Source organism: Halomonas colorata, assembly GCF_014897985.1.
In the GTDB taxonomy this organism is placed as follows: domain Bacteria; phylum Pseudomonadota; class Gammaproteobacteria; order Pseudomonadales; family Halomonadaceae; genus Vreelandella; species Vreelandella colorata.
This window is the reverse complement of record NZ_JABUZA010000023.1, coordinates 33,805-57,305: the sequence shown is the minus strand read 5'-3', so window position 1 is coordinate 57,305 and position 23,501 is coordinate 33,805. Positions and strand designations below refer to the sequence as shown.

The following is a 23,501-nucleotide window of genomic DNA, read 5'->3' as shown; positions in this document are numbered from 1 at the left end:
GGCAATGACTCTGTTACACTTTCCGCAATCGACTCTTTTGTTTTGTCAGCAGGATATGCCTCCGATGAGCCAAACTACGAATCAGTCCTGGGGCGGTCGCTTCAGCGAGCCCACCGATGCCTTTGTTGCGCGCTTTACAGCGTCTGTGACGTTTGACCAGCGCCTGGCGCGCCAGGATATTCAGGGCTCCATTGCCCATGCCACCATGCTTGCCCGCGTCGGTGTACTTACCGACGAAGAGCGCGATGCGATCATTAACGGTTTGACCGAGATTCAGGGTGAAATCGAGCGCGGCGAATTTAACTGGTCGGTACCGCTTGAAGACGTGCACATGAATATCGAAGCACGCCTGACCGACAAGATCGGCATTACCGGTAAGAAGCTGCACACCGGGCGTTCGCGTAATGATCAGGTCGCCACCGACATTCGCCTGTTCATGCGTGACGAGATCGACGTCATTGAAGTGGAATTGAAGCGTCTGCGCGAAGGCATGATCGAGCTTGCCGACCGCGAAGCCGACACTATCATGCCGGGCTTTACCCATCTGCAAACCGCCCAGCCGGTGACCTTTGGTCATCATCTGCTGGCCTGGCAGGAAATGCTTGCCCGCGACCACGAGCGTTTACTTGACTGCCGTAAGCGCGTCAACGTACTGCCACTAGGTGCTGCAGCACTTGCCGGTACTACGTACCCGATCGACCGCCACGTAACCGCTGAGCTTTTAGGCTTTGACCGCCCGGCGGAAAACTCGTTGGACGCCGTGTCGGATCGTGACTTTGCGATTGAATTCACAAGTTTCGCCAGCATCCTGATGATGCACCTGTCGCGCATGAGCGAAGAGCTTGTGCTGTGGACCAGCGCCCAGTTCAACTTTATTGACCTGCCTGACCGCTTCTGCACCGGCTCATCCATCATGCCGCAGAAGAAAAACCCCGATGTACCGGAGCTTGTGCGCGGTAAAACGGGCCGGGTATATGGTCATCTGATGGGCCTTTTGACGCTGATGAAATCGCAGCCGTTGGCCTACAACAAGGATAACCAGGAAGATAAAGAGCCGCTGTTTGATGCGGTGGACACGGTGCGTGACTGCCTGAAGGCGTTTGCGGATATGATCCCTGCCATCGAGCCGAAAAAAGACAGCATGTATGAAGCGGCGCGGCGCGGTTTCTCGACCGCGACCGACCTTGCCGACTACCTGGTCCGTCGTGGCGTTGCCTTCCGCGATGCCCATGAAATCGTCGGTCAGTCGGTTGCCTACGGCTTGAAGACTCAAAAGGATCTGTCAGAAATGAGCCTGGAAGAGCTGCAGCAGTTCTCCACTATCATCGAGCAGGATGTCTTTGACGTGTTGACGCTTGAAGGCTCGGTTGCTGCGCGTAACCATATCGGCGGGACTGCACCGGATCAGGTGCGTGCCGCGGCTCAGCGTGCCCGCGAAGCGCTTTCTTTACTGCAGGGGCAGGCATGAAAACGCTGGCATGTATCGCGATCATCGCGCTATTAGTCGCAGGCTGCGGTCAGAAAGGACCGCTTTACCTGCCCGAGGATACTTCGCCCGATAACGGTGCTGCCGAGCAGGCTGGGTAAGCGGCTGCAGGAGAAACGAGTTCATGGATCACTTTAACTATCGCGACGGCGTACTCTACGCCGAAGACGTACCGCTCTCACAGATTGCCCAAGAGCATGGTACGCCTTGTTACGTATACTCCAAGGCCACGTTTGAGCGCCATTTTCGCGCTTACACCGAGGCCCTGGGCAGCCATCCGCACCTGATTTGCTACGCGGTTAAAGCTAACTCCAACTTGGCCGTATTGGGTGTATTAGCCAAACTGGGTGCCGGGTTTGATATTGTTTCGGCTGGTGAGCTTGAGCGCGTATTAACCGCTGGCGGCGACCCTGCAAAAGTGGTGTTCTCCGGCGTTGCCAAGCAGCCCCATGAGATGGCCCGCGCGCTTGAGGTGGGTATCAAGTGCTTTAACGTCGAGTCGCGCCCGGAGCTTGAGCGCTTGAACGCCGTGGCAGGCGAGCTGGGTAAAGTCGCCCCGGTGTCGCTGCGTGTGAACCCAGATGTAGATGCGGGTACCCACCCGTATATTTCCACCGGGCTTAAGGACAACAAGTTCGGCATCGCGGTGGACGACGCGCTTGAGGTCTATGAGCTGGCGGCCAGCCTGCCGAATCTTCAGGTTAAAGGGCTTGATTGCCATATCGGCTCGCAGCTAACCGAAACCGCGCCGTTCCTGGATGCTCTGGAGCGCCTGCTGGTGCTTATGGAGCGTCTGCGCGAGCAAGGCATCGAGCTTGATCATCTCGATTTAGGCGGTGGCTTGGGCGTGCCTTACCGGGATGAAAAGCCCCCGCAGCCGTTTGATTACGCAAGCCAGCTTCTGGCTCGCCTGTCGCGCTGGGAAGGCGGCGAGAATCTGATGCTGCTGTTTGAACCGGGCCGCTCGATTGCCGCCAACGCAGGGGTTATGCTGACCCGCGTGGAGTTCTTAAAGCCCGGTGAAACCAAAAACTTCGCAATTGTCGACGCGGCCATGAATGACCTGATTCGCCCGGCGCTTTATCAGGCGTGGCAGGCCATTGTTGCGGTGGATACACGCAACACCCGGCAAACGGCCACTTACGATGTGGTTGGCCCGGTGTGCGAAACCGGCGATTTCCTGGGTAAAGAGCGTGAACTGGCGATTGCCGAAGGCGATCTTTTGGCGGTGCGCTCGGCGGGCGCTTACGGTTTTGTGATGGCCTCGAACTACAACAGCCGCCCACGTCCGGCGGAGCTGATGGTCGATGGCGATACCTGTCACGTGGTACGGCGTCGGGAAACCATGGAAAGCCTTTGGGCGGGCGAGGCGTTGCTACCCGAAGGAGCACGCTGATGCTTTTACACTTCACCAAAATGCACGGCCTGGGGAACGACTTTATGGTCGTGGACCTGGTGACCCAGCGTGCCCGGCTGCGTGAAGATCAGATTCGCCAGCTCGCTGATCGCCGCTTTGGGATTGGCTTTGATCAGCTTTTGATCGTTGAGCCGCCGCGCGACCCGGAAATGGATTTTCGTTACCGCATTTTCAATGCTGACGGCAGCGAAGTGGAAAATTGTGGCAACGGCGCGCGCTGCTTCGCGCGCTTTGTGCGCGACCAGCGCCTGACCCACAAGCATGAAATTCATGTGGAAACCGCCGGTGGTCCGCTGGTATTGAAAGTGCAGCACGATGGCATGGTACGCGTAGACATGGGCCGTCCCCGCTTCAGCCCGGCGGCACTGCCCTTTGAAGCCCCGGGCGACCAGCCGTTGCACGCGCTTGACGTAGCCGGTGAAACGCTGCAGGTCGGCGTGGTATCCATGGGTAACCCGCATGCCGTACTGCAGGTCGAAAGCGTTGAGCAGGCCCCGGTTGAACGCCTTGGGCCGTTGGTAGAAGCCCACCCCCGTTTCCCCAAGCGTGTTAACGTGGGCTTTATGCAGGTCCTTTCGCCCAACCAGATTCGTCTGCGGGTATTTGAACGTGGCAGCGGCGAAACCTTGGCCTGCGGCACTGGCGCGTGTGCCGCCGTTGCCAGCGGTATTCGTCAGGGCTTATTGAAAAGCCCGGTGAGCGTCCATCTACCCGGTGGCGAATTGACCATCGAGTGGCCTGACCCGGAAGCATCTCTGGTCATGGTCGGGCCTGCTACGCGCGTCTTTGATGGCCGCGTCGCGCTAATCAATGATGGTCGCGCTTAACTGATTCAAGGAGAACGGTGATGTCTCAAGCCCCTGAACCGCGCAAGACGCTCGATCCAGATCAAGTAGCATTTTGGCTTGCTCGTCATCCCGATTTTTTTGTAGGCCGTGAAGGACTGCTTCAGCAGCTTAAAGTCCCCCATCCGCATATTGATGGCGCAGTGTCGCTGCTTGAGCGCCTGGTGCTGGATTTACGCAAACGCGCGGAAACCGCAGAAGACCGCCTTGAGCACCTGCTGGAAACGGCGAGGCACAACGAGGCGCAGTATCGGCGCCTGCGGGAAACCCTGATGGTGCTGGTAGAGGCTGATGACCGCGACGCGTTGGCACAGGCCCTGGCCACGCAGTTAAGCGAGCGCTTTGATACTCCGGCAATGGCGCTGTGGTGCCCGGCCACGCTAAGCGATAATGAGCCAGCGATGCCCCAGCCGCCGCGGCATGTGCTGGACCAGCATGCCAGCGCGCGATTAGCCGCATTGTTAGACGGTAAAACCAGCCGCTGTGCCAAGCTGAGTGTCAGCGACTGGAAATGCTTGTTGCCGCATATCAAAGCGCCGCGCAAGGCGGGTTCCTGCGCTATTTCACGCCTTTCGGCAGGGGAGCCGCTAGGCTACCTGCTGTTGGCAAGCCCTAACCCCGAGTGCTATCGCGCCAGCATGGATACCCTGTTTACCGAGTATCTGGGCGATATCGTGGCACGCTTGTTGATCCGCCTGGGTCAGCATGGCTGAGTCGCCTATTGCGGTCGCCGTAACGAGCTACCTGGAAGGGTTAGCTCGTCACGCAAGCCCGGCCACGGTGGCGGCCTATCAGCAGGATTTGCGCGCCCTGTGCCGGTTTGCCGAGCAGCGTGAAATTGATGACCCAGCCACGCTGGACACTGCGCTACTGCGCGCTTTTCTAGGCACCGAGCGTAGCCGTGGGCTGGGAGCCCGCAGCCTTGCCCGGCGCCGTGCAGCACTGTCGCGCTTTGCCGATTATCTGGTTAAACAGGGCATTTTGGCCGATAACCCGGTCGGCCTGCTGCGTACTCCCAAACAGCCTAGCCATCTGCCGCGCCCGGTCGATGTCGATGCCCTCGCGCATTTTCTGGATAGCCCCCACGATGGCTCGCCTTTGGCGGTGCGCGATCAGGCGATGCTGGAGCTTTTTTACTCCAGCGGCTTGCGCCTGGCTGAGCTTGCGGCGCTTGATCTTCATGACCTGCAGGCCAGCCGTGTTCGGGTAATCGGTAAGGGAGGCAAGCCACGCCAGGTGCCCGTGGGACAGCGTGCCCAGCATGCCTTGGCTGACTGGCTAAGCTGCCGGGCAGCGATGGCGCCGGAAGGTGAAACGGCGCTGTTTGTCGGCAAGCAGGGCGCGCGGCTGGGGCACCGGGCGATTCAGAAACGCCTGGCCCAGCTCTCTGTCAGCCGCGGCTTGCCTGAGCATCTGCATCCTCACCGGCTGCGCCACTCGTTTGCCAGCCATCTGCTCGAATCAAGTCAGGATCTGCGCGCGGTTCAGGAGCTTTTAGGCCACGCTAATCTCTCCACCACCCAGGTATATACCCGACTCGACTGGCAGCATCTGGCGACCAGTTACGATTCCGCCCACCCACGCGCCAAGCGTCGCCCTTCTGGAAGTAAACCATGACCGCATTGCAAGCCATCACGTTTGATTTAGACGATACGCTTTGGGATAACCACGGGGTGATGCTGCGTACGGAGGAGGGGCACTACGCCTGGCTGCTTGAGGCGCTGAGCATATGGCGCGCCACGCGTCATGAGGCGCCGTTACCGCTGGGTTATGAAGAAGGCATCGCGGATTATTTACAGCGCCGTCAGCAGTTCGCCAAGGATGTGCCCGAGCGGCGCGGCGACTTTACCTGGCTGCGCCTGCGCGCGTTGGAAGCCCAGCTGGAAGCCGAAGACCTGCCGCGTAGTGCAGCTATTTTATGGGCGGCGGCGGCGATGAATGAGTTTCATCGCCTGCGCGTGCAGGTATCACCGCATCCAGAAGCGGCGGGGTTGCTGTCGGCGTTAAGCGAGCGCTACCAGCTTGCCGCTATCACCAATGGCAATATCCACCTCAAGCGTCAGCCGTTGGCGGCCTACTTTCCGGTGGCCATTGCCGCCGGCGAGCTTTTGGCCCCCAAACCTGATCACACGCCTTTTCTGACCGCACTCTCAAAGCTTAACGTCTCGCCAGAATGCGCCATGCATGTGGGTGACTCCTGGTCGGAAGACATTCTGCCTGCCCAGCAGCTGGGTATGCATGCGGTGTGGGTTTCAAGTGATACCGACCAGCCTTTGCCGCCCAGAGTGCACCGCATTGCGCATATTAAGGAACTGCCGGACGTGCTTGACCGGGTGGAAAGCTCACTGGCCTGAGGTGTCTTCCTCGGGCGTGTACAGCCACTGGTCGAGTTTCTGGGACAGCGTATCGACGCCATCACGCTTAAGCGACGAGAAAAGCTGCACTGACACTAAGTCTTCCCACTCTTTAAGCCGCGAGCGGACCTTTTGCAGCGCGGCGCTGGCGGGGCCTTTTTTCAGCTTGTCGGCTTTGGTCAGCAGAATATGCACCGGCATATTGCGTTGGTCGGCATAGCTCAGCATCATTTGGTCAAATTCGGTCAGCGGATGGCGAACATCCATTAACAGCACCAGGCCGCGCAGGCTGAAACGCCCGCGAAGGTAGTCAGACAGGTGCTTTTGCCATTCGATTTTGACGGCCTCGGGCACTTTCGCGTAGCCATAGCCGGGTAAATCGACTAAGCGTAGCGATTCATTGTTCATTACGCTGAAAAAGTTGATCAGCTGGGTGCGACCCGGCGTGCGCGAGGTACGTGCCAGGCCGTTTTGCTGGGTTAGCGCATTGATCGCGCTGGATTTACCTGCGTTCGAGCGTCCCGCAAACGCCACTTCAGCACCCGTGTCGTCCGGGCAGGTCGCCAGCGTCGGCGCGCTGATGACAAAGCTGGCGGTGTGGTAGTTCAGCCGAACGACGGGGCTATCTTGGGGGGTGGACATGAAATGAATCCTGAAATCGAACCTATAAAACAGTTTGCGTTAACCACGCGTATAATGGCGCGGCACGCTGCGCTGCGACGAATGACCCCGTCAGGCAGGTCAAGCGTTCTGCCAAAGCGGTGATACCTGTGGCCTGGGGCGCTAGTGTACCACCGCGCTTAAGCCAACCGCGACTAATCGGCATGCTGTTGGTTTGGCTTGAATCGGGATGGGTAAACGGTGCCTACCCAGGCGGCGCGAGAACCCTCCATCATTCAACAGGCTAGTGAGTTTGTATGCTAGTTCTCATGCGAGTTGTGATGAGGGTTGTGATGAACGTTTTTATGAAAGTATTTATGAAAGTATTTATGAAGGTTTTTATGAAAGTATTGTCGGCGGGTTTAGTGGCTATCTTGAGTAGTGCGGCAAGCGCCTATGCCCAGCCCGAGGCCGACCCAGTTGCGGGTCAGCAAAAAGCCCAGACGTGTGCGGCTTGCCATGGCCCAGCCGGTATCAGCCCTGTTGAAATCTTTCCTCACCTGGCGGGCCAACAAATGTCCTATCTGGCCAAGCAAATCATGGATATTCGTGATGGCGAGCGCATCGTGCCTCAGATGATGGGCATGGTGGATGATTTTTCCGATCAGGATGCCTGGGATGTGGCGGCCTATTACGCCGAGCAGCAAGCCAACCTGGGCCATGCCAAGGCCGATGATGCGGCTCTGTTGGCACGCGGAGAAGCGCTTTACCGCGCAGGCGACAGCCGCCTGGGTATCCCTGCCTGTAGCGCGTGCCATACGCCTACCGGGGCGGGCATCGGTAGCGCCGTTTATCCAGCCATTGCCGGGCAGTATCCTGCCTATACCATTGCCACGTTACGCGCCTTTGCCTCAGGCGATAGGACTAACGATCCTAATGACAGCATGCACGATATTGCTACAAAACTAAGCGATGCTGACATGCAGGCCTTGGCTAACTATCTCTTGGGTCTGCATTAAGGTTTGTTTACTTAATTAATCCGGTTTCCTATCAGCAGGGGAACCTGATAGCGTTATTAGTAGTCCCAGCTTTCGCTTACCCTTGGAGAATTGTCGCTATGATCAAAACGTTATTGGTTGCCCTGACGGGTTTAAGTCTTTCGGCGGCCGTCAGTGCTCAGGAATTGGTAGAAGGCAAAGACTACACGCTGCTGGAATCACCGGTCGCGACCCAGGCCGATGAAGATCAGATCGAAGTTACCGAAGTTTTCTGGTTTGGCTGCCCGCACTGCTACCGCCTGCAAACACCCGTCAACGAGTGGTATGACACATTGGAAGACGATATCAGCGTAGTCCATATGCCGGCGACCATGGGCGGCAACTGGAACACTCACGCCACGGCTTTTTACGCGGCGGAGTCGTTAGGCATTGAAGAAGACCTGCATGCTGATTTTTTTGATGCGATCCATCAGGATGGCCGCAAGCTGACCGATTCCGACGAGATTGCCGAGTTCTTTTCCGACTACGGGGTAAGTGAAGAGGACGCTAAAAAGGCGTTAACGTCTTTTAGCGTACGTAGCGACGTCAACAAGGCCAATAGCCGCATGCGCGAAATGCGCCTGATGGGCGTGCCTGCGCTGGTGGTTGATGGCCGCTTTGTGGTAACGCCAAGCTCAGCCGGTAGCCTTGAGAACATGCCGCAAGTCGCTGAAGCGCTTATCGAGCGTGTACGCACGGAGCGCGAGCAATAAGGTTTTTTTAAACCAGGGAGTCAGGTGATAAGCAGATGGTCGATATGACAGCGATGAACCAGGGAGCCGGGCCATTGCCTCTGCGAGAGCGGGGGCATCTTCGCCTGCTGACCTTTAATTTACAGGTCGGTATTCAGACGTCTGCTTATCATCACTATTTCACTCGTAGCTGGCAGCACTTCTTGCCTAATCCTCAGCGGGTAAAACGCTTGGATATCATGGGGGATGTGCTGGGTCAGTTTGATGTGGTGGGCCTTCAGGAAGCCGATGGCGGCAGCTTTCGCTCCAGCCGTATTAACCAGGTAGAGTATCTGGCAGCCAAAGCCGGATTTCCCCACCACTTTCAGCAGTTGAATCGCAATTTGGGGCGTATTGCCCAGCACAGTAACGGGCTGCTTTCGCGTCTGGTGCCCTCCAAAATTGAAGAGCATCGCTTGCCTGGTATGCTGCCTGGCCGCGGGGCGATACATGTGCGGTTTGGCAACGGCCCCGATGCGCTGCATATCTTTATTGCGCATCTGGCACTTAGCCACCGGGGACGGGTACTCCAGCTTAACTACTTAAGCGAGATTATTGAGCCACTTCGTCATGTGGTCGTCATGGGGGATCTCAACTGTACTCCGGATCAGTTGCATGCCCATGAGCGATTCAGCACCTCGCTGCCGTTGCACCCGGTCAAGCCGCTGCTCAGCTACCCCTCCTGGCAGCCCCGGCGTGCGCTTGACCATATTCTGCTCTCGCAAACTCTGGAAGCGGCGGAAGTGCGGGTGATGGATCATCTATTTTCCGACCACTTGCCTATCGCCGTGGATTTACCGCTTCCAGCGGCCTGTTTGCTGGCTATTGAACAGGCCGCGCCTTCGGTTTCATAAGTCGCTTAGCGGTAATAAAAGGTCGCACAAGCGCGCTTGGGGGATGACGTTCGGCCCAGAATCAGCGATGATTCTGGGCCGTTTTCTTTTCCAGGACATTTAACATGCTCGTCAATGCCCATGAGCCGCGCCTGCTACGCTGGCTCGACTGCGTGACTGAGGGAGTGGGTCGGGCCATTGCCTGGCTGGTTGTGATCATGATGCTTGTGCAGTTCGCCATCGTCGTGCTGCGCTATATCTTCGGTATCAACAGTATCGTGATGCAGGAATCCGTGATGTACATGCACGCCGCTGTGTTTATGCTCGGTGCGGGATGGACGCTACGCCACGATGGTCATGTACGGGTGGATATCTTTTACCGCAAGATGTCAGACCGGGGCCGTGCATGGGTCGACCTGCTCGGCACGCTGTTCTTGCTGATTCCGGTCATGTCGTTTATTGCCATTTCAAGCTTCCACTATGTGATTACCAGCTGGGCCATTATGGAGCGCTCGGGGGATGGCGGCATTCCGGCCGTGTTTCTGCTTAAAACGCTGATTCTGGTCATGGTGGGACTGCTGCTGTTACAGGCGGTCGCGCAGCTTATTCGTCAGGTACTGATTATTCGCGGCAAGCTATCCGGTTCTGCCCCTGTGCATGAGGAGATGGTCTAGTGCTGGCGACTCTATTGGAAGGTATGCCGCTGTTGCTGTTTGCCACGGTATGCGGCGTCTTGATGCTGGGTTATCCGGTGGCGCTTTCACTGGCAGGAACGGCGCTGGCCTTCGCCGGATTAGGCTTTCTGCTCCAGTCGATGGGTGTGCCGGTGCACTTTGAGGCGCGCTGGATGGGCTCTATGCCTAATCGGATTTACGGCATCATGACGAATAACACCTTGCTGGCGGTGCCTTTATTCGTGCTGATGGGCGTGCTGCTTGAGAAGTCACGGGTGGCAGAAACCCTGCTGGACGCGATGACCATGGCGTTTGGTGCCCTGCGCGGCGGCTTGGGTATTGCCGTGGTATTGGTGGGCATGCTGCTGGCGGCGTCTACCGGTATTGTGGGGGCCACAGTCGTTACCATGGGCCTGCTCTCGCTACCTACCATGCTCAAGCGCGGCTACTCGCCGTCACTGGCGACTGGCACTATCTGCGCGACGGGCACCCTAGGCCAGATCATTCCGCCCTCCATCGCCCTGGTGCTGCTGGGTGACGTACTAAACAATGCCTACCAGCAGGCCCAGCTCTCCATGGGTACCTGGAGCCCCAAGACACTCTCTGTGGGCGATTTGTTTATCGGCGCGCTGGTGCCCGGCCTGCTGCTAGTGGTCGCCTATATTATCTATCTGCTTGTGGTGGCGTGGCTAAAACCCAGCACGGCTCCGGCGGCGGATCGAGAAGCGTTGATGGAAGAGCTTGGGCATACCGGCAGCATCTGGCCGCTACTGTTGAAGGGGCTTTTACCGCCCGTGCTGCTGATTATAGCCGTGCTGGGCTCGATCTTGGGCGGCTTTGCAACGCCCACGGAAGCTTCGGCAGTGGGCGCATTCGGTGCGTTGGTGCTGGCTGCGGCCAACCGGAGGTTAAGCTTTTCAATGCTGGGCGAAGTGGTGCGTTCCACCGCTCAGGTGACCAGCATGGTGTTTTTGATCCTGATTGGTGCGGCGCTATTTTCGCTGGTGTTCCGGGCGTTTGGCGGCGAAGAGCTGGTCAACCATATGTTTGATTCCATGCCGGGTGGCGTTTTGGGCGCGACCATTGTGGTGATGCTAGTGATCTTCTTACTCGGGTTTATTCTCGACTTTATCGAGATCACCTTTGTGGTGGTGCCAATTGTCGGCCCGGTGCTGCTCGCCATGGGGCTTGATCCTATCTGGCTAGGCATCATGATCGCCGTTAACCTGCAAACGTCGTTTTTGACCCCGCCGTTTGGGTTTGCGCTTTTCTATCTGCGCGGCGTTACTCCGCAAAGCGTGCCTACTTCGGCCATCTACCGTGGGGTTATTCCGTTTATCGTCATGCAGCTGGCAATGCTGCTGGCGCTGGCGCTATTCCCAGGGCTCGCCACCTGGCTTCCGTCGGTTATTTAGGAGACCCCATGACAAATAGTGTCAATGTATTGACGATTGCGGGCTCCGACCCTTCGGGAGGTGCCGGACTGCAAGGGGATCTAAAGACATTTTCGGCGCTCGGTGTCTATGGTACGAATGTTATTACCGCCGTGATTGCGCAAAATACCTGTGGTGTTGCTTCAGTGTATCCGGTGTCGCCTCAGGCAATCCGCGAACAGCTCGAGACGCTGCTCAATGACGTTAAGCTGGATGCAGTTAAGATCGGTATGGTGGCCAGCCGTGAAGTGGCTGAGGTAATTGCCGAGGTACTAGGCCAACGCCGTCCGCGCTGGATTGTGCTCGACCCAGTCATGGTCGCCAAAAGCGGTGATATTTTGGTCGATGATGCGGGGATTCATGCGGTGCGCGATATCCTGGTGCCGCTTGCCGATGTCATCACGCCTAATCTGCCGGAAGCGGCGGTGCTGCTGGATACCCCCTCTCCCGAGAGCCTTGAGGCCATGGAGTTGATGTTGCCGGGCCTGACTCGCTTGGGTGCGCCCTATGTCGTACTCAAGGGCGGGCACCTGCGCGGCGAAACCTGCCCCGATCTGCTAGCGACACCGACTAGCCATGAATGGCTGCCTGCCTCACGCATTCAGACCGATAACCTGCATGGCACCGGCTGTGCACTGTCGTCTGCGATTGCCGCCTGTTTGGCAAAGTTGCCGGCTGACGCCCCTGACGATGCGACTGTCGCCGCCATTGGTGATGCCAAGCGGTGGCTGCATGCCGCGCTTGAAGCCAGCGTGCGTCTTAGCGTGGGTAAAGGCCGTGGGCCGGTACATCACTTTCATGCCTGGTGGTAATGCGCTTCAAGTGCGCTTTAAAAACTAAATGCACTTTAAAACGTACTTTGAAACGTACTTAGCTTGCGGGATATGGCTTCGCCCACCATGCTGAGGGGTGTCTGTGTGACGACGACTGCCTAACGGTTTGGATGCTTGTTCGAGGAGCGTTATGCCATGACCCGCACGTTTGTGTTTGCCACCGACCTCTCCGCTGATAATCGCGCTGGCTTCGCCCGCGCACTGCGCCTTGCGTATGCCCAGCACGCCCAGCTAGACGTACTGCACGTACTCGACCCCTATCTACCGGCCCATCTGCTTCAGGCGCTGGAGCAGGCGGTAAACGAGCATATTGGCGCCACACTGACCGATATCCGCGAAGACTATGCGCTTGAAGCGCCCAAAACCGTAGTGCAAACCGTGATTGGTGAGCCCCATGTGGAAATTGTGCGTAAGGCCCATGAGCAGCAGGCAGAACTCATTGTGCTGGGCATGCACCGTAAGCGGGGCCAGCCAGAACTGCTGGCGGGCACCACGCTGATGCGCGTATTGCGCAGCGCGCCATGCCCGGTGGTGGTAGTGCGCCACGTACCTACCCAACCCTGGCAGCACATCCTGATTCCGGTAGATTCCTATTTGGCCGCACGCCAGACCCTGATCGAGGCGTTAAACCGCTTCCCCGAAGCCAAGTTGACGTTGCTCCACGCCTGGACGCTGCCGGGTGAAGGCGAGCTTGGCTCAGAGGTCTATTACGCTCAGTGGCGCGAGCAGGAAGTGGCGCGCTTGCGTGAGATGCTCAACAGCGAAATAGCGTGCCTGGTACAAGATAGAGACGGCGCCCCCGATATCGAGCTGGTACTCGAACCTGGCACACCGTGCGATGTCGTCAAAGACTATATCAAGTGCCACTCGCCTGATTTGGTGATAATGGGCAGCCGAGGCCAGCCTTATCACACCAGCCAGCTAACCCTGTCGCTGCTGAGTGAGCCGCACTGTGACTTGATGCTGTATCGTGCCTGGTAAGACTGGCGAGAAAGGTATAGGTACACTAAACCTTTTAGCTTATCAGGAGAGGGAGCGTTGAAGGTACTCATACAGCGAGTTAAGCAGGCGAGCGTAGTGGTGGAAGGGCAGACAATCGGCGCCATTGATCAGGGGCTTTTAGCGCTGGTCGGCGTTGAGCGAGACGACAGCGACGCCGCGGTTGAAAAAATGCTGCATAAGCTTTTGCACTACCGCGTGTTTAGCGATGCCGACGGCAAGATGAACCTAAATCTTCAGCAGATCAACGGCGGATTGCTGCTGGTCTCGCAGTTTACCTTGGCCGCCGAGACGCGAAAGGGCCTGCGCCCCGGCTTTTCCAGCGCCGCTGCCCCGGCTGAGGGAGAGCGGCTATTTAATCAGCTGGTTGCCAAGGCCCAGTCAGCCTGGCCGAACGTCGCCACCGGACAATTTGGCGCCGATATGCAGGTGGCGCTGGTTAACGACGGGCCGGTTACCTTTTTACTAGAAAGCTAGACTGAGTGCGAAAAGCCCTGCGCTAAGCGTTTTCACTGGCAAGAAGCTCCGCCTCCATGGCTTCCAACGACTCTTCAGCCGCTAACCACTGCTGCTCGGCACGGTCTAATCCGGCCTTGATATCAGCCTGTTTAGCGAGCACTTCCGTCAGTTGGGCTTTGCGGCTGCTGTCGGTGTATAGCTCGGGGTCGGCCAGGATGGTTTCTACTTCTTCCAGCGCTGCCTGCGCCTTTTCCATGGTTTTCTCAGCCTGGTCGCGCTCCTTTTTCAGCGGACGCAGCTTTTCGCGCAGTTCAGCGGCCGCCTTGCGTGAGGCTTTGCGCGCCTCGCGGCTATCGCCACTGGGCTGCTGGTTCTGGCGCTCGGCTTTTTCGCTGCGCGAATCGCGGCGGCTCTCTTCAAGGCGCGCTTTTAACCACGCGCGATAATCCTCAAGGTCGCCGTCGAACGGTTCAACCCGATTGTCCGCCACGCACCAGAACTCATCGACCGTAGCTCGCAGCAGGTGACGGTCGTGAGATACCAGAATGACCGTGCCTTCAAAACCGGCCAGTGCCTCGGTAAGCGCTTCGCGCATTTCCAGGTCCAGGTGGTTGGTAGGCTCATCCAGCAGCAGCAAATTGGGCTTTTGCCAGGCGACCAGCGCCAGTGCCAGGCGCGCCTTTTCACCGCCTGAGAACGTGGCCACTTCGCCAAAGGCGTCATCGCCCTTGAAGCCAAAGCCGCCCAGGAAGTTGCGAATCTCCTGGTCGCTGGCTTTAGGGGAAAGGCGCTGGACATGCACAAACGGGGTCGAGGTGACGTCCAGGCCTTCCAGCTGGTGCTGGGCAAAGTAGCCAATCGCCAGGTGCTCGCCGGGGATGCGCTTGCCGTTTAACAGTTCAAGCTCACCGGTCAGGGATTTGATCAGTGTCGATTTGCCTGCCCCGTTAGGCCCCAGCAGACCAATACGGCTGCCCGGCAGCAGGGTGATATTGACCTTGTCGAGCTGAACGGTGTCGCGCTCTTTGCCCCGGTAGCCCAGCTGGGCCTGGTCGAGCACCAGTAGCGGGTGCGAGGTCTTATCGGCGGCCGGTAGCGTAAAGTGAAAGGGCGAATCAACGTGGGCGACGGCAATGTCTTCCATGCGCTCCAGCATTTTTACCCGGCTTTGCGCCTGCTTCGCTTTGGTTGCCTGCGCCTTGAAGCGGGTAATAAACCGCTCGATCTCTTCCCGGCGGGCCTGCTGCTTTGCCGCTTCCGCCTGCTGCAACGCCAGCTTCTCGGCACGGGTGCGTTCAAAGCGGGAGTAGTTGCCTCGGTACAGCTCCAGCGTTTGGTGGTGCATATGCACGATGTGGTCACATACCGCATCCAGAAAATCGCGGTCGTGAGAAATCAGCAGCAGCATGCCGGGGTAGCGGGTCAGCCACTGTTCAAGCCAGAGCAGCGCGTCGAGGTCCAGGTGGTTGGTAGGCTCATCGAGCAGCAGTAAATCCGAGGGCATGAACAGCGTACGCGCCAGATTGACGCGCATCCGCCAGCCGCCGGAAAAGTCGGATAGCGGGCGCGCCAGGTCAGCCTGCATAAAGCCAAGCCCCACCAAAAGCTGTGCGGCGCGAGACTCGGCGCGATAGCCATCCAGGGTTTCGATTAGCCCGTGAAGCTCGGCTTCGCGATGTGCTTCGCCCGCCTGTTGGGCGGCCAACAGCGCGGCCTCTGCTTGACGCAGGGCATGATCACCGTCGAGAACATATTCAATAATCGGGCGGTCAAGCGCCTCTACTTCCTGCGCCATATGCGCAATGCGCTGGCCGCCGCTCATTTCAACGTCGCCTTGGTCAGGGCCCAGTTCATTCAGCAACAGCTTGAATAAGCTCGATTTACCAGCGCCATTTGCCCCGATAATGCCTGCCTTGATGCCATCATGTAGCGTTAGGTCAGCGTTATCGAGTAGCGTTTGCTTGCCGCGTTGCAGGGCGACTTGGCGCAGTGCGATCATGCTCTCTCCCTAAAAAGTGGGTAAACCAATGCTTGATTCTAACCGATTGCGCCGCTTGGAGCAGGCGCCGCTATGGGATTTTGCCCTAGCGTTTTATGCCGAGCCCGGTATAGAGAGCGCCTGCCTGACATTGCAGGACTCGCTTGGTGTGGATGTATGCGAGATTTTATTGCATAGCTGGCTGTTTGTGCATGGGTTTGAGGCGCGACCCTATGCCCTTGCAGTAGAGCGTGAAGAGCGCAATATTTGGCAGCGCGAGATAACCCAGGTATTGCGTCATTTGCGGCGCACGTTAAAGCCACAGGCGCTGCAAAGTTCATCTATTGCCACTCTTCGCCAAACCATTCAGCAGGCCGAACTCCAGGCCGAACGTGAGAACCTTCAACGCTGGCAAACATGGGCGATGCAGATGTTTGAAAACAATCCGCATTTAACAAAACGTGCTGAAAATATACAAAATGTTGCACAATGGCTGCAGGATAGGCTGTTTTTCGGCGAACTTGACAAGCATTGTCCGTCTGGGCAAAGCGCGCGCGAGAGCGTGTCGCAAGCCTGGCAAACCCTGGCCGCCCGGCTTGACCGCTTTGAATGAGCGCGCTAGCCTAAAATCAAGCTGCTTTTGATTAACCATTCGTTATACGTCCGCTGGCTGACAGCAGTGAATAACGTTTATGCAGGTCAGCGAAGGTAAAACCAATCGTTAAAGTGCGTTTCTCAACGCTGAAAACAAAAGCAGAATCTTGCGCACTCGTATCGCGCTTACCACTGCAAGGGGAACATCGCATGAAGGCAAGCAAGTTAATAACGACGGCTAGCGTCGGCGCATTGCTGTTGGGCATGACAGCAGCTGCACAGGCGGATAACTGGCGCTACGCGCATGAAGAGTACGAAGGCGATGTACAGGATGTGTTCGCCTACGCGTTCAAAGAATATATCGAAGAGAATTCCGACCACACGCTGCAGGTTTACCGTTTTGGCGAGTTGGGCGAGTCGGACGACATTATGGAGCAGACGCAAAACGGCATCCTCCAGTTTGTTAATCAGTCGCCTGGTTTTACCGGTGCGCTGATTCCTGAAGCGCAGATTTTCTTTATTCCCTACCTTCTGCCTACGGATGAAGAAACGGTCCTCACGTTCTTCGACGAAAGCAAAGCCATCAATGAAATGTTCCCTGAGCTTTACGCCGAGCAAGGCCTTGAGCTTTTGAAAATGTATCCTGAAGGTGAAATGGTCATCACCACTAACGAGCCGATCAGCTCGCCAGAGGATATGAACAATAAAAAAATCCGTACCATGACCAATCCGCTGCTTTCCGAAACCTACGATGCATTTGGCGCAACACCGACGCCGCTGCCGTGGGGTGAAGTGTATGGCGGTCTGCAAACCGGTATTTTGGATGGTCAGGAAAACCCGATTTTCTGGATCGAGTCAGGCGGCCTGTACGAAGTCTCTCCGCACCTGACGTTTACCGGCCACGGTTGGTTCACAACCGCGATGATGGCAAACCAGGACTTCTATGAAGGTCTTTCTGAAGAAGACCAGCAGTTGGTTCAAGACGCATCCAATGCTGCTTACGACCACACTATTGAGCACATTAAAGGCTTGGCCGAAGAAGCGCTGGAGAAAATTCAGGCCGCTTCCGATGAAGTGACCGTTACTCGTCTGGATGAAGAGCAGATCCAGGCATTCCGTGATCGCGCGCCGCAAGTGGAAGAAGCCTTCCTCGAAATGACCGGAGAAGACGGTGCTGAGCTGCTTGAGCAGTTCAAAGCCGACCTTGAAGCCGTCAGCAACGAGTAACCGTAACATTTCCGCTTTGGCGGATAGGGTGACTCATCAAGGGGCAGCCAGGCTGCCCCTTTTTTATGGGCCTAAGGGCGCTGAGAGCAGGCTTGAAAAGTGTAGAAAGCGTTGGAGAATAGTTTTCCAATCTTGACGCAAAAAAGCCAAGCACCCGTTACGCTAAGAAAGTGGCGATGCGGTTTCATCACTACTGGTTTCATCACTACTTTTTCACTATCGCTATTTCATCAATGCAATCGTGAGCGTGGAATGATCATGATGTTGAGCGGGCTGTGAGCGGTTGTAAGCCACAGCCATGCTGCCAAAGGGGGAGTCCTGCCATGACCGATGAAGAATCCGAAAAGAACTACCACTCAGGTTTACCCGGCATATTAGGGATAATCGACAATGCAATTAGCAAAATCGAGTCAGTGATTCTGGCGCTAGGGGTTTTGCTAATGGCGCTGAATACGGTTACCAACGTTGTGGCCCGTTTTGTGTTTGGCAACAGCATTATGTTTTCCGGCGAGCTTAACCGCATTCTAATCATCATGATTACGTTTGCCGGTATTGGCTATGCGGCGCGCCATGGGCGTCACATTCGTATGTCGGCAATTTATGATGCGTTGCCGGTAGGTGGGCGCAAAGCTCTCATGATCTGTATTGCGCTATTTACCTCGATGATCATGTTCTTTCTACTTTATTACTCTGTCGTTTATATCCTGGATCTGTATAGCAAGGGGCGGGTGCTGCCCTCGCTAAGCTTGCCGGTCTGGATTATTTACCTGTGGGTGCCAATGGGTTTTTTGATCACCGGTATCCAATACCTGCTGACCGCGATCAAAAACTTCACTTCGCATGATGTGTATCTCTCAACCGGCGTTGTGGACGGTTATAAAGATACTGAAACCGAAGTTTGACGTAGGGCATCGCACTCTAGGGGAATAGTTATGACGACAATAATGGTAGTCACCATGATTGCCCTGCTGCTGCTGGGCTTTCCAATGATGGTGCCGCTGATTACGGCGGCAATCATCGGCTTTTATATGATGTTTAATGGCTTCGGCCAAATGGATACGCTGATCCAGCAAATGATGGCGGGCATTCGTCCAGCGTCGCTGATTGCCGTGCCCATGTTTATTCTCGCCGCGGATATTATGACGCGCGGCCAGTCAGCTAACCGTCTGATCGATATGGTGATGTCGTTTATCGGCCATATTAAAGGCGGGCTTGCGGTAAGCACGGCGGCGTCTTGCACGCTTTTTGGCGCTGTGTCCGGTTCCACCCAGGCTACAGTGGTGGCGGTTGGTTCGCCGCTGCGCCCGAAAATGCTGAAAGCGGGCTACTCCGACTCATTTACCCTGGCACTGATAATCAATGCCAGCGATATTGCGTTTCTGATCCCGCCGAGTATCGGCATGATCATCTACGGGGTTATTTCAGGCACTTCGATTGGTGAGCTGTTTATCGCCGGTATTGGGCCAGGATTGCTGATTTTGTTCATGTTTTCAGCCTACTGTATCGTTTACGCGATAGTCAAAGACGTACCCACGGAAGAGCGTGCCAGCTGGAAGGAGCGCGGCGTTGCCGTGCAAAAGGCGCTTTGGCCGCTGGGCTTCCCGGTTATTATCGTCGGTGGGATTTATGGGGGTATTTTCAGCCCCACCGAGGCCGCTGCCGCCTGTGTGCTTTACGCCATTCTGCTGGAGTTTGTGGTATTTCGTTCGCTCAAAATGAACGATATCTATGCCATCGCCAAGTCCACCGGTTTGATTACGGCCGTGGTGTTTATCCTGGTGGCGGTAGGCAACAGTTTCTCGTGGATCATATCCTTTGCTCAGATCCCCCAGGCGATTTTGGAATCGGTCGGGGTGAATGACGCAGGGCCGACCGGCGTTCTGATCGCGATTTGTATCTCCTTCTTTATCGCGTGCATGTTCGTTGATCCTATCGTGGTCATTCTGGTTTTAACGCCTATCTTTGCTCCCGCTATTGCGGCGACAGGCCTGGACCCCGTACTGGTGGGTATCCTGATTACATTGCAGGTGGCCATAGGATCGGCGACACCGCCGTTTGGGTGCGATATCTTTACCGCCATTGCGATCTTTAAGCGGCCTTACTGGGAGGTTATTAAAGGCACGCCTCCGTTTATCTTTATGCTGATCCTGGCGGCCGCACTGCTGATTATGTTTCCGCAAATTGCGCTGTTCCTGCGTGATGTGGCCTTTCGCTAACTTTCCACAAGGAGAATTGCATGTTTAATCGCATTTTAGTCCCGGTGGATGGATCAAAAGGGGCCATCAAAGCACTCGACAAGGCGGTTGGGCTACATATGCTAACGGGCGCCGAGCTGTATTTCCTGTGTGTATTCAAGCATCACAGTTTGCTTGAGGCGTCGCTTTCTATGGTACGCCCAAGCCAACTGGATATACCCGATGACGCGTTAAAAGAGTACGCTACCGAGATTGCCGTGCATGCCAAGTCCTACGCGATCGATAGGGGAGCTGAAAGTAGCTGCGTTCGCGCTTTTGTGAAAGGTGGGCGCCCGTCACGCACAATCGTCCGCTTTGCCTGGAAGCGGGAGTGCGATTTAATTGTGATTGGTGCGCAGGGCACCAACGGTGAAAAAAGTATGCTGTTAGGTAGCGTTTCTCAACGGGTGGCCGGTGCGGCCCACTGTCCGACGCTCGTTGTGTAATCTGGTGCAAACCTCTGGATAAACACGCTGTCCTATTTTTTGAAGTACTCTAAATATTTTTGAAGCACCCTAAATATGGCGTATCACGCCGACGAATAAGGTTATTTTTTAATGAAAACACTGCTCTCTACAACGGCCCTGACCAGTCTGCTTTTGGTGGCGCCTTTTGTTGCCGCCGCCCCTGATACAGACGAGCAGCGTCTTGCCTACAGCCTTGGCGTTACGCTTGGCGAAAGCATGAAGGCCGATATCGAAGACCTGGACCTGGACGCGTTTAACGATGGCATGCGCGACGTGTTCGAAGACAATGACTTGGCACTCAGCGAAGATGAGATGGTTGAGTCGATCATGGCCTTCCAGGCACGCTCGCAAGAAGCGCGTGAACAAGAAGCGGCCGAAATGGCCCAGCTAAACCAGGAAGAAGGCGATGACTTCCTGGCGGAAAACGCCGAGCGTGAAGGTATTGAAGTAACCGAGTCGGGCCTGCAGTACGAAGTGCTGGAGTCGGGCGATGGTGAAACACCTGGGCCTGAAGATACCGTGGAAGTGAACTACGAAGGTATGCTGCTCGATGGCACCGTATTTGATAGCTCGTTTGAGCGTGGTGAACCGGTAAGCTTCCAAGTCAATCAAGTGATTGAAGGCTGGCAGGAAGCCCTGCAGCTGATGAGCGTTGGCGACAGCTGGATGCTATACATTCCCGCTGACCTTGCCTACGGTGAACACGGCCAGGGCCCGATTGGCCCCAACGAAATGCTTACCTTCCGCGTTGAACTGCTAGGCGTCGAATAACCTATGTTCCTGGCCCCAGTGGTTGCCCGTTACACCAGTTTCATACTCTTGGTAGGCGGGCCTCTGGTGGCCAGTGCTGCTGAAACACCTGATCGCTTGCCTGCGCTAAATGCAATGGCTGAACAGGCAAGCGTAGTAGGCGTATCTTCGGGTGGTTATATGGCCACCCAGTTAGCGGTTGCCTGGCCTGAGCGCTTTAGTGGCGTTGGGGTACTGGCGGCGGGGCCTTGGGGGTGTTCCCAGGGTTCGCTAAGCGTGGCGCTTAGTCAATGCATGATGACGCGTGGTGGCCTGCCTGATCTTGAGGATCTTGAAGACCGCCGCGAGCGTTATACGCAAAACGAGCAGGCGGGCGATCAGGCAGCCCTTGGCAAGCTAAGAGCTTTTATCTGGCATGGCGGTGCGGATAACGTTGTTGATCCCGAACTGGTTGAGCTTTTGGCCGGGCAGTGGCGGCAGTGGCTGGCAGCGCCTGAACAGTTAAAGGTCGTGCGCAATCCAACAGCAGGACACGGCTGGCCGGTGCGTCTTCACGAAGAGGAGACGGTTGGCCCCCATGAGCTGGGGAACTGCCGTCAGGGCGGGGGAAGCCATGTGCTCGCCTGCGATGAAGACGTCGCCCGCGAAATGCTCGACTGGCTATACCCAGAGCGCGAAACGGTGAGTCCAGAGTCAGGTGAACTGGTCGCGTTCGATCAGTCAGAGTTTGCCGTCAAGGGGCTGGCGGATACCGGGTATCTATTTATCCCCGCTTCCTGTGAAGATGAAGCCTGCCCGGTCACGATTGCCCTGCACGGCTGCCAGATGAGCACTAATGCCATCAATGACACCTTCGTCAGTCACAGTGGATTAAATCACTGGGCCGCAAGGCATCGCCAGGTAGTGCTTTACCCGCAAATCGACAGTAGCTTATCCAATCCGCAAGGGTGTTGGGATTGGTGGGGATATGCCGAAAGCCTTTGGCAGCAGAATCCGCTCCACGATACCCGTGAAGGCAGCCAGGTGAGCGCGCTGATAGCCATGCTCGACCGATTGCAAACGGCCTCTATCGACGCCGACTAAGCTTTTTTCTGGCACATTAACGTCAAGCCGACTTTGATCTCCCTTTTGGGATATCAAGGATGACGCGTGCCTGCCATAGGCATAATGGCTTGAGAGGCGGCTTTTGCCGATCTGTCGATATTGATCTGCAGTGTTAACCTCCCCCCATCGCCCAAAATAGCTGAGCAGGCCTGACCATTAAGGTCGCAGATAGCCATTGTGAGGTGCCCCGCAGTCGGGTGGCCATCGTGCAGACGATGAAAAAACACATACCAAGTACAGGCCGCCAGCGCTAAGGCGGTGGTCAAAATCAGTACCTTGAGTCCCTTAAAACCCGCAAAGTAAGCAGGTTGAGGCAGTATTTTCATGGCAGAATATCGCTACGCAAGCCGTCAGACGGGGATTCGTCTCATGGTAACAGTAAATGTGTCGATGTCGTTGTGCTGTGATGTCGCAGGTCATAAGGAAACCCCATGGAGAGTATTACCGCTGCGTTAGGGCCTTTGTTTCTTTTGATACTTTTTGGCGCAGCGCTGGGTTACTGGCGTTGGCCGTCCCCGGGTTTTTGGCCCGCTATGGAGCGATTAATCTACTTTGTGCTTTTTCCAGCCATGCTGGTGGGGACACTTGCTACCGCCGATGTCAGCCAGGTACCCGTGGGGCGCTTAGCCCTAGTATTGTTAGGCGCAATAGCATTTTTTGGGTTGCTGATCTGGTGGCTACGCCATTGGTTACAGCTAACACCCGCAGCGTTTACCTCCGTGTTTCAAGGAGCGGTGCGCTTTAACACCTATGTTGGCGTAGCAGGGGCGGCAGCGTTGCACGGCGAGTTAGGAGCAACGACTGCTGCTGTAGCCGTGGCGTTAATGGTGCCCGTGGTTAACGTGATATGTGTAGCAAGCTTTGTCGCTGCGGGCACGTTAGGCAGTGCCAGTATGGGAAAAAGCGTGATGGCGCTGGTGAAAAACCCGCTGATACTCGCTTGCTTGACGGGCATTGCGTTAAACCTGACCGGTATTGGTCTGCCTGGGTGGAGCCAGGATACCGTGGGCCTTCTGGGACGAGCCGCCTTGCCGCTGGGGTTGATTGCCGTGGGGGTAGCCCTGCGCCCGGCAGCGCTATTGCGGATCGACCGCGGCCTGCTCGCCACCAACAGTATTAAGCTAATGCTGATGCCTGCATTGGTATTGGTACTGGCGTGGGCATTAGGGCTGGACACGATTAGCCGAGACGTTGCGCTATTGTTCGCTGCCCTACCTACTGCCACTTCAGCCTACATTCTGGCCCGCCAGCTGGGCGGCGATGCCGAGCTAATGGCGGCCATTATTACCGGGCAGACCTTGCTCGCCATGCTCTCACTACCGCTATGGCTACAGTTAGCCGGCTAAGATGCAAAAATAAATAAAAAGTATTCGCATTTGTATTGACGAGATAAATACGAATGCTTATATTGTCTGTGTAGCGTTTAATGAGTCGCTACAGACCACG

The 23,501-nt window shown here is 56.4% G+C and carries 26 protein-coding genes; 23 read left to right on the top strand and 3 right to left on the bottom strand.

Annotation, left to right across the window (positions count from 1 at the left end; genetic code table 11):
• The first annotated feature begins 64 nt into the window (after positions 1–64).
• From argH to INT33_RS12495, 7 genes are read left to right on the top strand one after another with little or no spacing between them, the layout of a single operon-like run.
• Entirely contained in the window at positions 65–1,468 is a 1,404-nt protein-coding gene (argH, locus tag INT33_RS12525) for an argininosuccinate lyase (RefSeq protein ID WP_018918551.1), read from the top strand.
• Positions 1,465–1,587: an LPS translocon maturation chaperone LptM gene (gene lptM, locus INT33_RS12520; RefSeq protein ID WP_018918552.1), complete on the top strand. Its 123-nt coding sequence runs from the start codon at positions 1,465–1,467 to the stop codon at positions 1,585–1,587. Before argH ends, lptM begins: the two co-directional genes overlap by 4 nt.
• Before the next feature lie 23 nt (positions 1,588–1,610).
• Positions 1,611–2,882, top strand: a complete 1,272-nt coding sequence (gene lysA, locus INT33_RS12515) for a diaminopimelate decarboxylase (RefSeq protein ID WP_192537480.1) — start codon at positions 1,611–1,613, stop codon at positions 2,880–2,882.
• Positions 2,882–3,730, top strand: a complete 849-nt coding sequence (dapF, locus tag INT33_RS12510) for a diaminopimelate epimerase (protein ID WP_192537481.1) — start codon at positions 2,882–2,884, stop codon at positions 3,728–3,730. Before lysA ends, dapF begins: the two co-directional genes overlap by 1 nt.
• Before the next feature lie 20 nt (positions 3,731–3,750).
• The gene (locus INT33_RS12505) at positions 3,751–4,461 is read left to right on the top strand and encodes a DUF484 family protein (protein ID WP_192537482.1); all 711 of its coding nucleotides are present in this window, start codon (positions 3,751–3,753) and stop codon (positions 4,459–4,461) included.
• A complete protein-coding gene (locus tag INT33_RS12500) occupies positions 4,454–5,365 on the top strand; it encodes a tyrosine recombinase XerC (RefSeq protein ID WP_192537483.1) in 912 nt (303 codons plus the stop codon). The genes INT33_RS12505 and INT33_RS12500 overlap by 8 nt, the downstream gene beginning before the upstream one ends.
• Positions 5,362–6,102, top strand: a complete 741-nt coding sequence (locus tag INT33_RS12495; RefSeq protein ID WP_192537484.1) for an HAD family hydrolase — start codon at positions 5,362–5,364, stop codon at positions 6,100–6,102. The genes INT33_RS12500 and INT33_RS12495 overlap by 4 nt, the downstream gene beginning before the upstream one ends.
• Here the strand turns inward: INT33_RS12495 and yihA are convergent.
• Positions 6,091–6,744, bottom strand: coding sequence for a ribosome biogenesis GTP-binding protein YihA/YsxC (yihA, locus tag INT33_RS12490; RefSeq protein ID WP_192537485.1), 654 nt, complete (start codon positions 6,742–6,744; stop codon positions 6,091–6,093). The genes INT33_RS12495 and yihA overlap by 12 nt on opposite strands.
• A gap of 359 nt (positions 6,745–7,103) precedes the next feature.
• On the opposite strand from yihA, the gene INT33_RS12485 reads away from it, so the two are divergent.
• The 8 genes from INT33_RS12485 to dtd all read left to right on the top strand — a co-directional run bounded on the left by INT33_RS12485 (position 7,104) and on the right by dtd (position 13,719).
• On the top strand, positions 7,104–7,721 hold the full coding sequence (locus tag INT33_RS12485; RefSeq protein ID WP_192537486.1) for a c-type cytochrome: 618 nt from the start codon (positions 7,104–7,106) through the stop codon (positions 7,719–7,721).
• A gap of 98 nt (positions 7,722–7,819) precedes the next feature.
• A complete protein-coding gene (locus INT33_RS12480) occupies positions 7,820–8,452 on the top strand; it encodes a thiol:disulfide interchange protein DsbA/DsbL (protein ID WP_192537487.1) in 633 nt (210 codons plus the stop codon).
• Between the two features lie 35 nt (positions 8,453–8,487).
• On the top strand, positions 8,488–9,324 hold the full coding sequence (locus INT33_RS12475; protein ID WP_192537488.1) for an endonuclease/exonuclease/phosphatase family protein: 837 nt from the start codon (positions 8,488–8,490) through the stop codon (positions 9,322–9,324).
• Positions 9,325–9,428: 104 nt separating this feature from the next.
• Positions 9,429–9,977 (top strand): TRAP transporter small permease subunit, encoded by a 549-nt coding sequence (locus INT33_RS12470; RefSeq protein WP_192537489.1) that lies wholly within the window; start codon positions 9,429–9,431, stop codon positions 9,975–9,977.
• Positions 9,977–11,392 (top strand): TRAP transporter large permease, encoded by a 1,416-nt coding sequence (locus INT33_RS12465; protein WP_318782742.1) that lies wholly within the window; start codon positions 9,977–9,979, stop codon positions 11,390–11,392. Before INT33_RS12470 ends, INT33_RS12465 begins: the two co-directional genes overlap by 1 nt.
• An 8-nt stretch (positions 11,393–11,400) precedes the next feature.
• The gene (gene thiD / locus INT33_RS12460; protein WP_192537490.1) at positions 11,401–12,222 is read left to right on the top strand and encodes a bifunctional hydroxymethylpyrimidine kinase/phosphomethylpyrimidine kinase; all 822 of its coding nucleotides are present in this window, start codon (positions 11,401–11,403) and stop codon (positions 12,220–12,222) included.
• A 156-nt stretch (positions 12,223–12,378) separates the two neighbouring features.
• A complete protein-coding gene (locus tag INT33_RS12455) occupies positions 12,379–13,224 on the top strand; it encodes a universal stress protein (protein ID WP_193092014.1) in 846 nt (281 codons plus the stop codon).
• Between the two features lie 57 nt (positions 13,225–13,281).
• The gene (gene dtd, locus INT33_RS12450) at positions 13,282–13,719 is read left to right on the top strand and encodes a D-aminoacyl-tRNA deacylase (protein ID WP_193092013.1); all 438 of its coding nucleotides are present in this window, start codon (positions 13,282–13,284) and stop codon (positions 13,717–13,719) included.
• A 22-nt stretch (positions 13,720–13,741) separates the two neighbouring features.
• Here dtd and INT33_RS12445 read toward each other — a convergent pair whose 3' ends face one another.
• Positions 13,742–15,700 carry an ATP-binding cassette domain-containing protein gene (locus INT33_RS12445; RefSeq protein WP_193092012.1) on the bottom strand — a complete coding sequence of 653 codons (1,959 nt, stop codon included), beginning with the start codon at positions 15,698–15,700 and terminating at the stop codon, positions 13,742–13,744.
• Between the two features lie 28 nt (positions 15,701–15,728).
• Here INT33_RS12445 and INT33_RS12440 point away from each other — a divergent pair, with 28 nt between their 5' ends.
• The 7 genes from INT33_RS12440 (at position 15,729) to INT33_RS12410 (ending at position 22,034) form a co-directional block, all read left to right on the top strand.
• On the top strand, positions 15,729–16,292 hold the full coding sequence (locus INT33_RS12440) for a TIGR02444 family protein (protein ID WP_192537494.1): 564 nt from the start codon (positions 15,729–15,731) through the stop codon (positions 16,290–16,292).
• 191 nt (positions 16,293–16,483) lie between these two features.
• Positions 16,484–17,500, top strand: a complete 1,017-nt coding sequence (locus INT33_RS12435) for a TRAP transporter substrate-binding protein (RefSeq protein WP_192537495.1) — start codon at positions 16,484–16,486, stop codon at positions 17,498–17,500.
• Between the two features lie 323 nt (positions 17,501–17,823).
• Entirely contained in the window at positions 17,824–18,402 is a 579-nt protein-coding gene (locus INT33_RS12430) for a TRAP transporter small permease (protein ID WP_192537496.1), read from the top strand.
• 30 nt (positions 18,403–18,432) lie between these two features.
• A complete protein-coding gene (locus INT33_RS12425) occupies positions 18,433–19,716 on the top strand; it encodes a TRAP transporter large permease (RefSeq protein ID WP_192537497.1) in 1,284 nt (427 codons plus the stop codon).
• A gap of 20 nt (positions 19,717–19,736) precedes the next feature.
• Entirely contained in the window at positions 19,737–20,180 is a 444-nt protein-coding gene (locus INT33_RS12420) for a universal stress protein (RefSeq protein WP_192537498.1), read from the top strand.
• Positions 20,181–20,291: 111 nt separating this feature from the next.
• Positions 20,292–20,972 carry an FKBP-type peptidyl-prolyl cis-trans isomerase gene (locus INT33_RS12415; RefSeq protein WP_192537499.1) on the top strand — a complete coding sequence of 227 codons (681 nt, stop codon included), beginning with the start codon at positions 20,292–20,294 and terminating at the stop codon, positions 20,970–20,972.
• Positions 20,973–20,975: 3 nt separating this feature from the next.
• Positions 20,976–22,034 carry an alpha/beta hydrolase family protein gene (locus INT33_RS12410; RefSeq protein ID WP_192537500.1) on the top strand — a complete coding sequence of 353 codons (1,059 nt, stop codon included), beginning with the start codon at positions 20,976–20,978 and terminating at the stop codon, positions 22,032–22,034.
• Positions 22,035–22,087: 53 nt separating this feature from the next.
• On the opposite strand, the gene INT33_RS12405 is transcribed toward INT33_RS12410, so the two are convergent.
• Positions 22,088–22,381 carry a hypothetical protein gene (locus INT33_RS12405; RefSeq protein ID WP_192537501.1) on the bottom strand — a complete coding sequence of 98 codons (294 nt, stop codon included), beginning with the start codon at positions 22,379–22,381 and terminating at the stop codon, positions 22,088–22,090.
• Between the two features lie 105 nt (positions 22,382–22,486).
• On the opposite strand from INT33_RS12405, the gene INT33_RS12400 reads away from it, so the two are divergent.
• Entirely contained in the window at positions 22,487–23,401 is a 915-nt protein-coding gene (locus tag INT33_RS12400) for an AEC family transporter (protein ID WP_192537502.1), read from the top strand.
• Positions 23,402–23,501 lie beyond the last annotated feature (100 nt).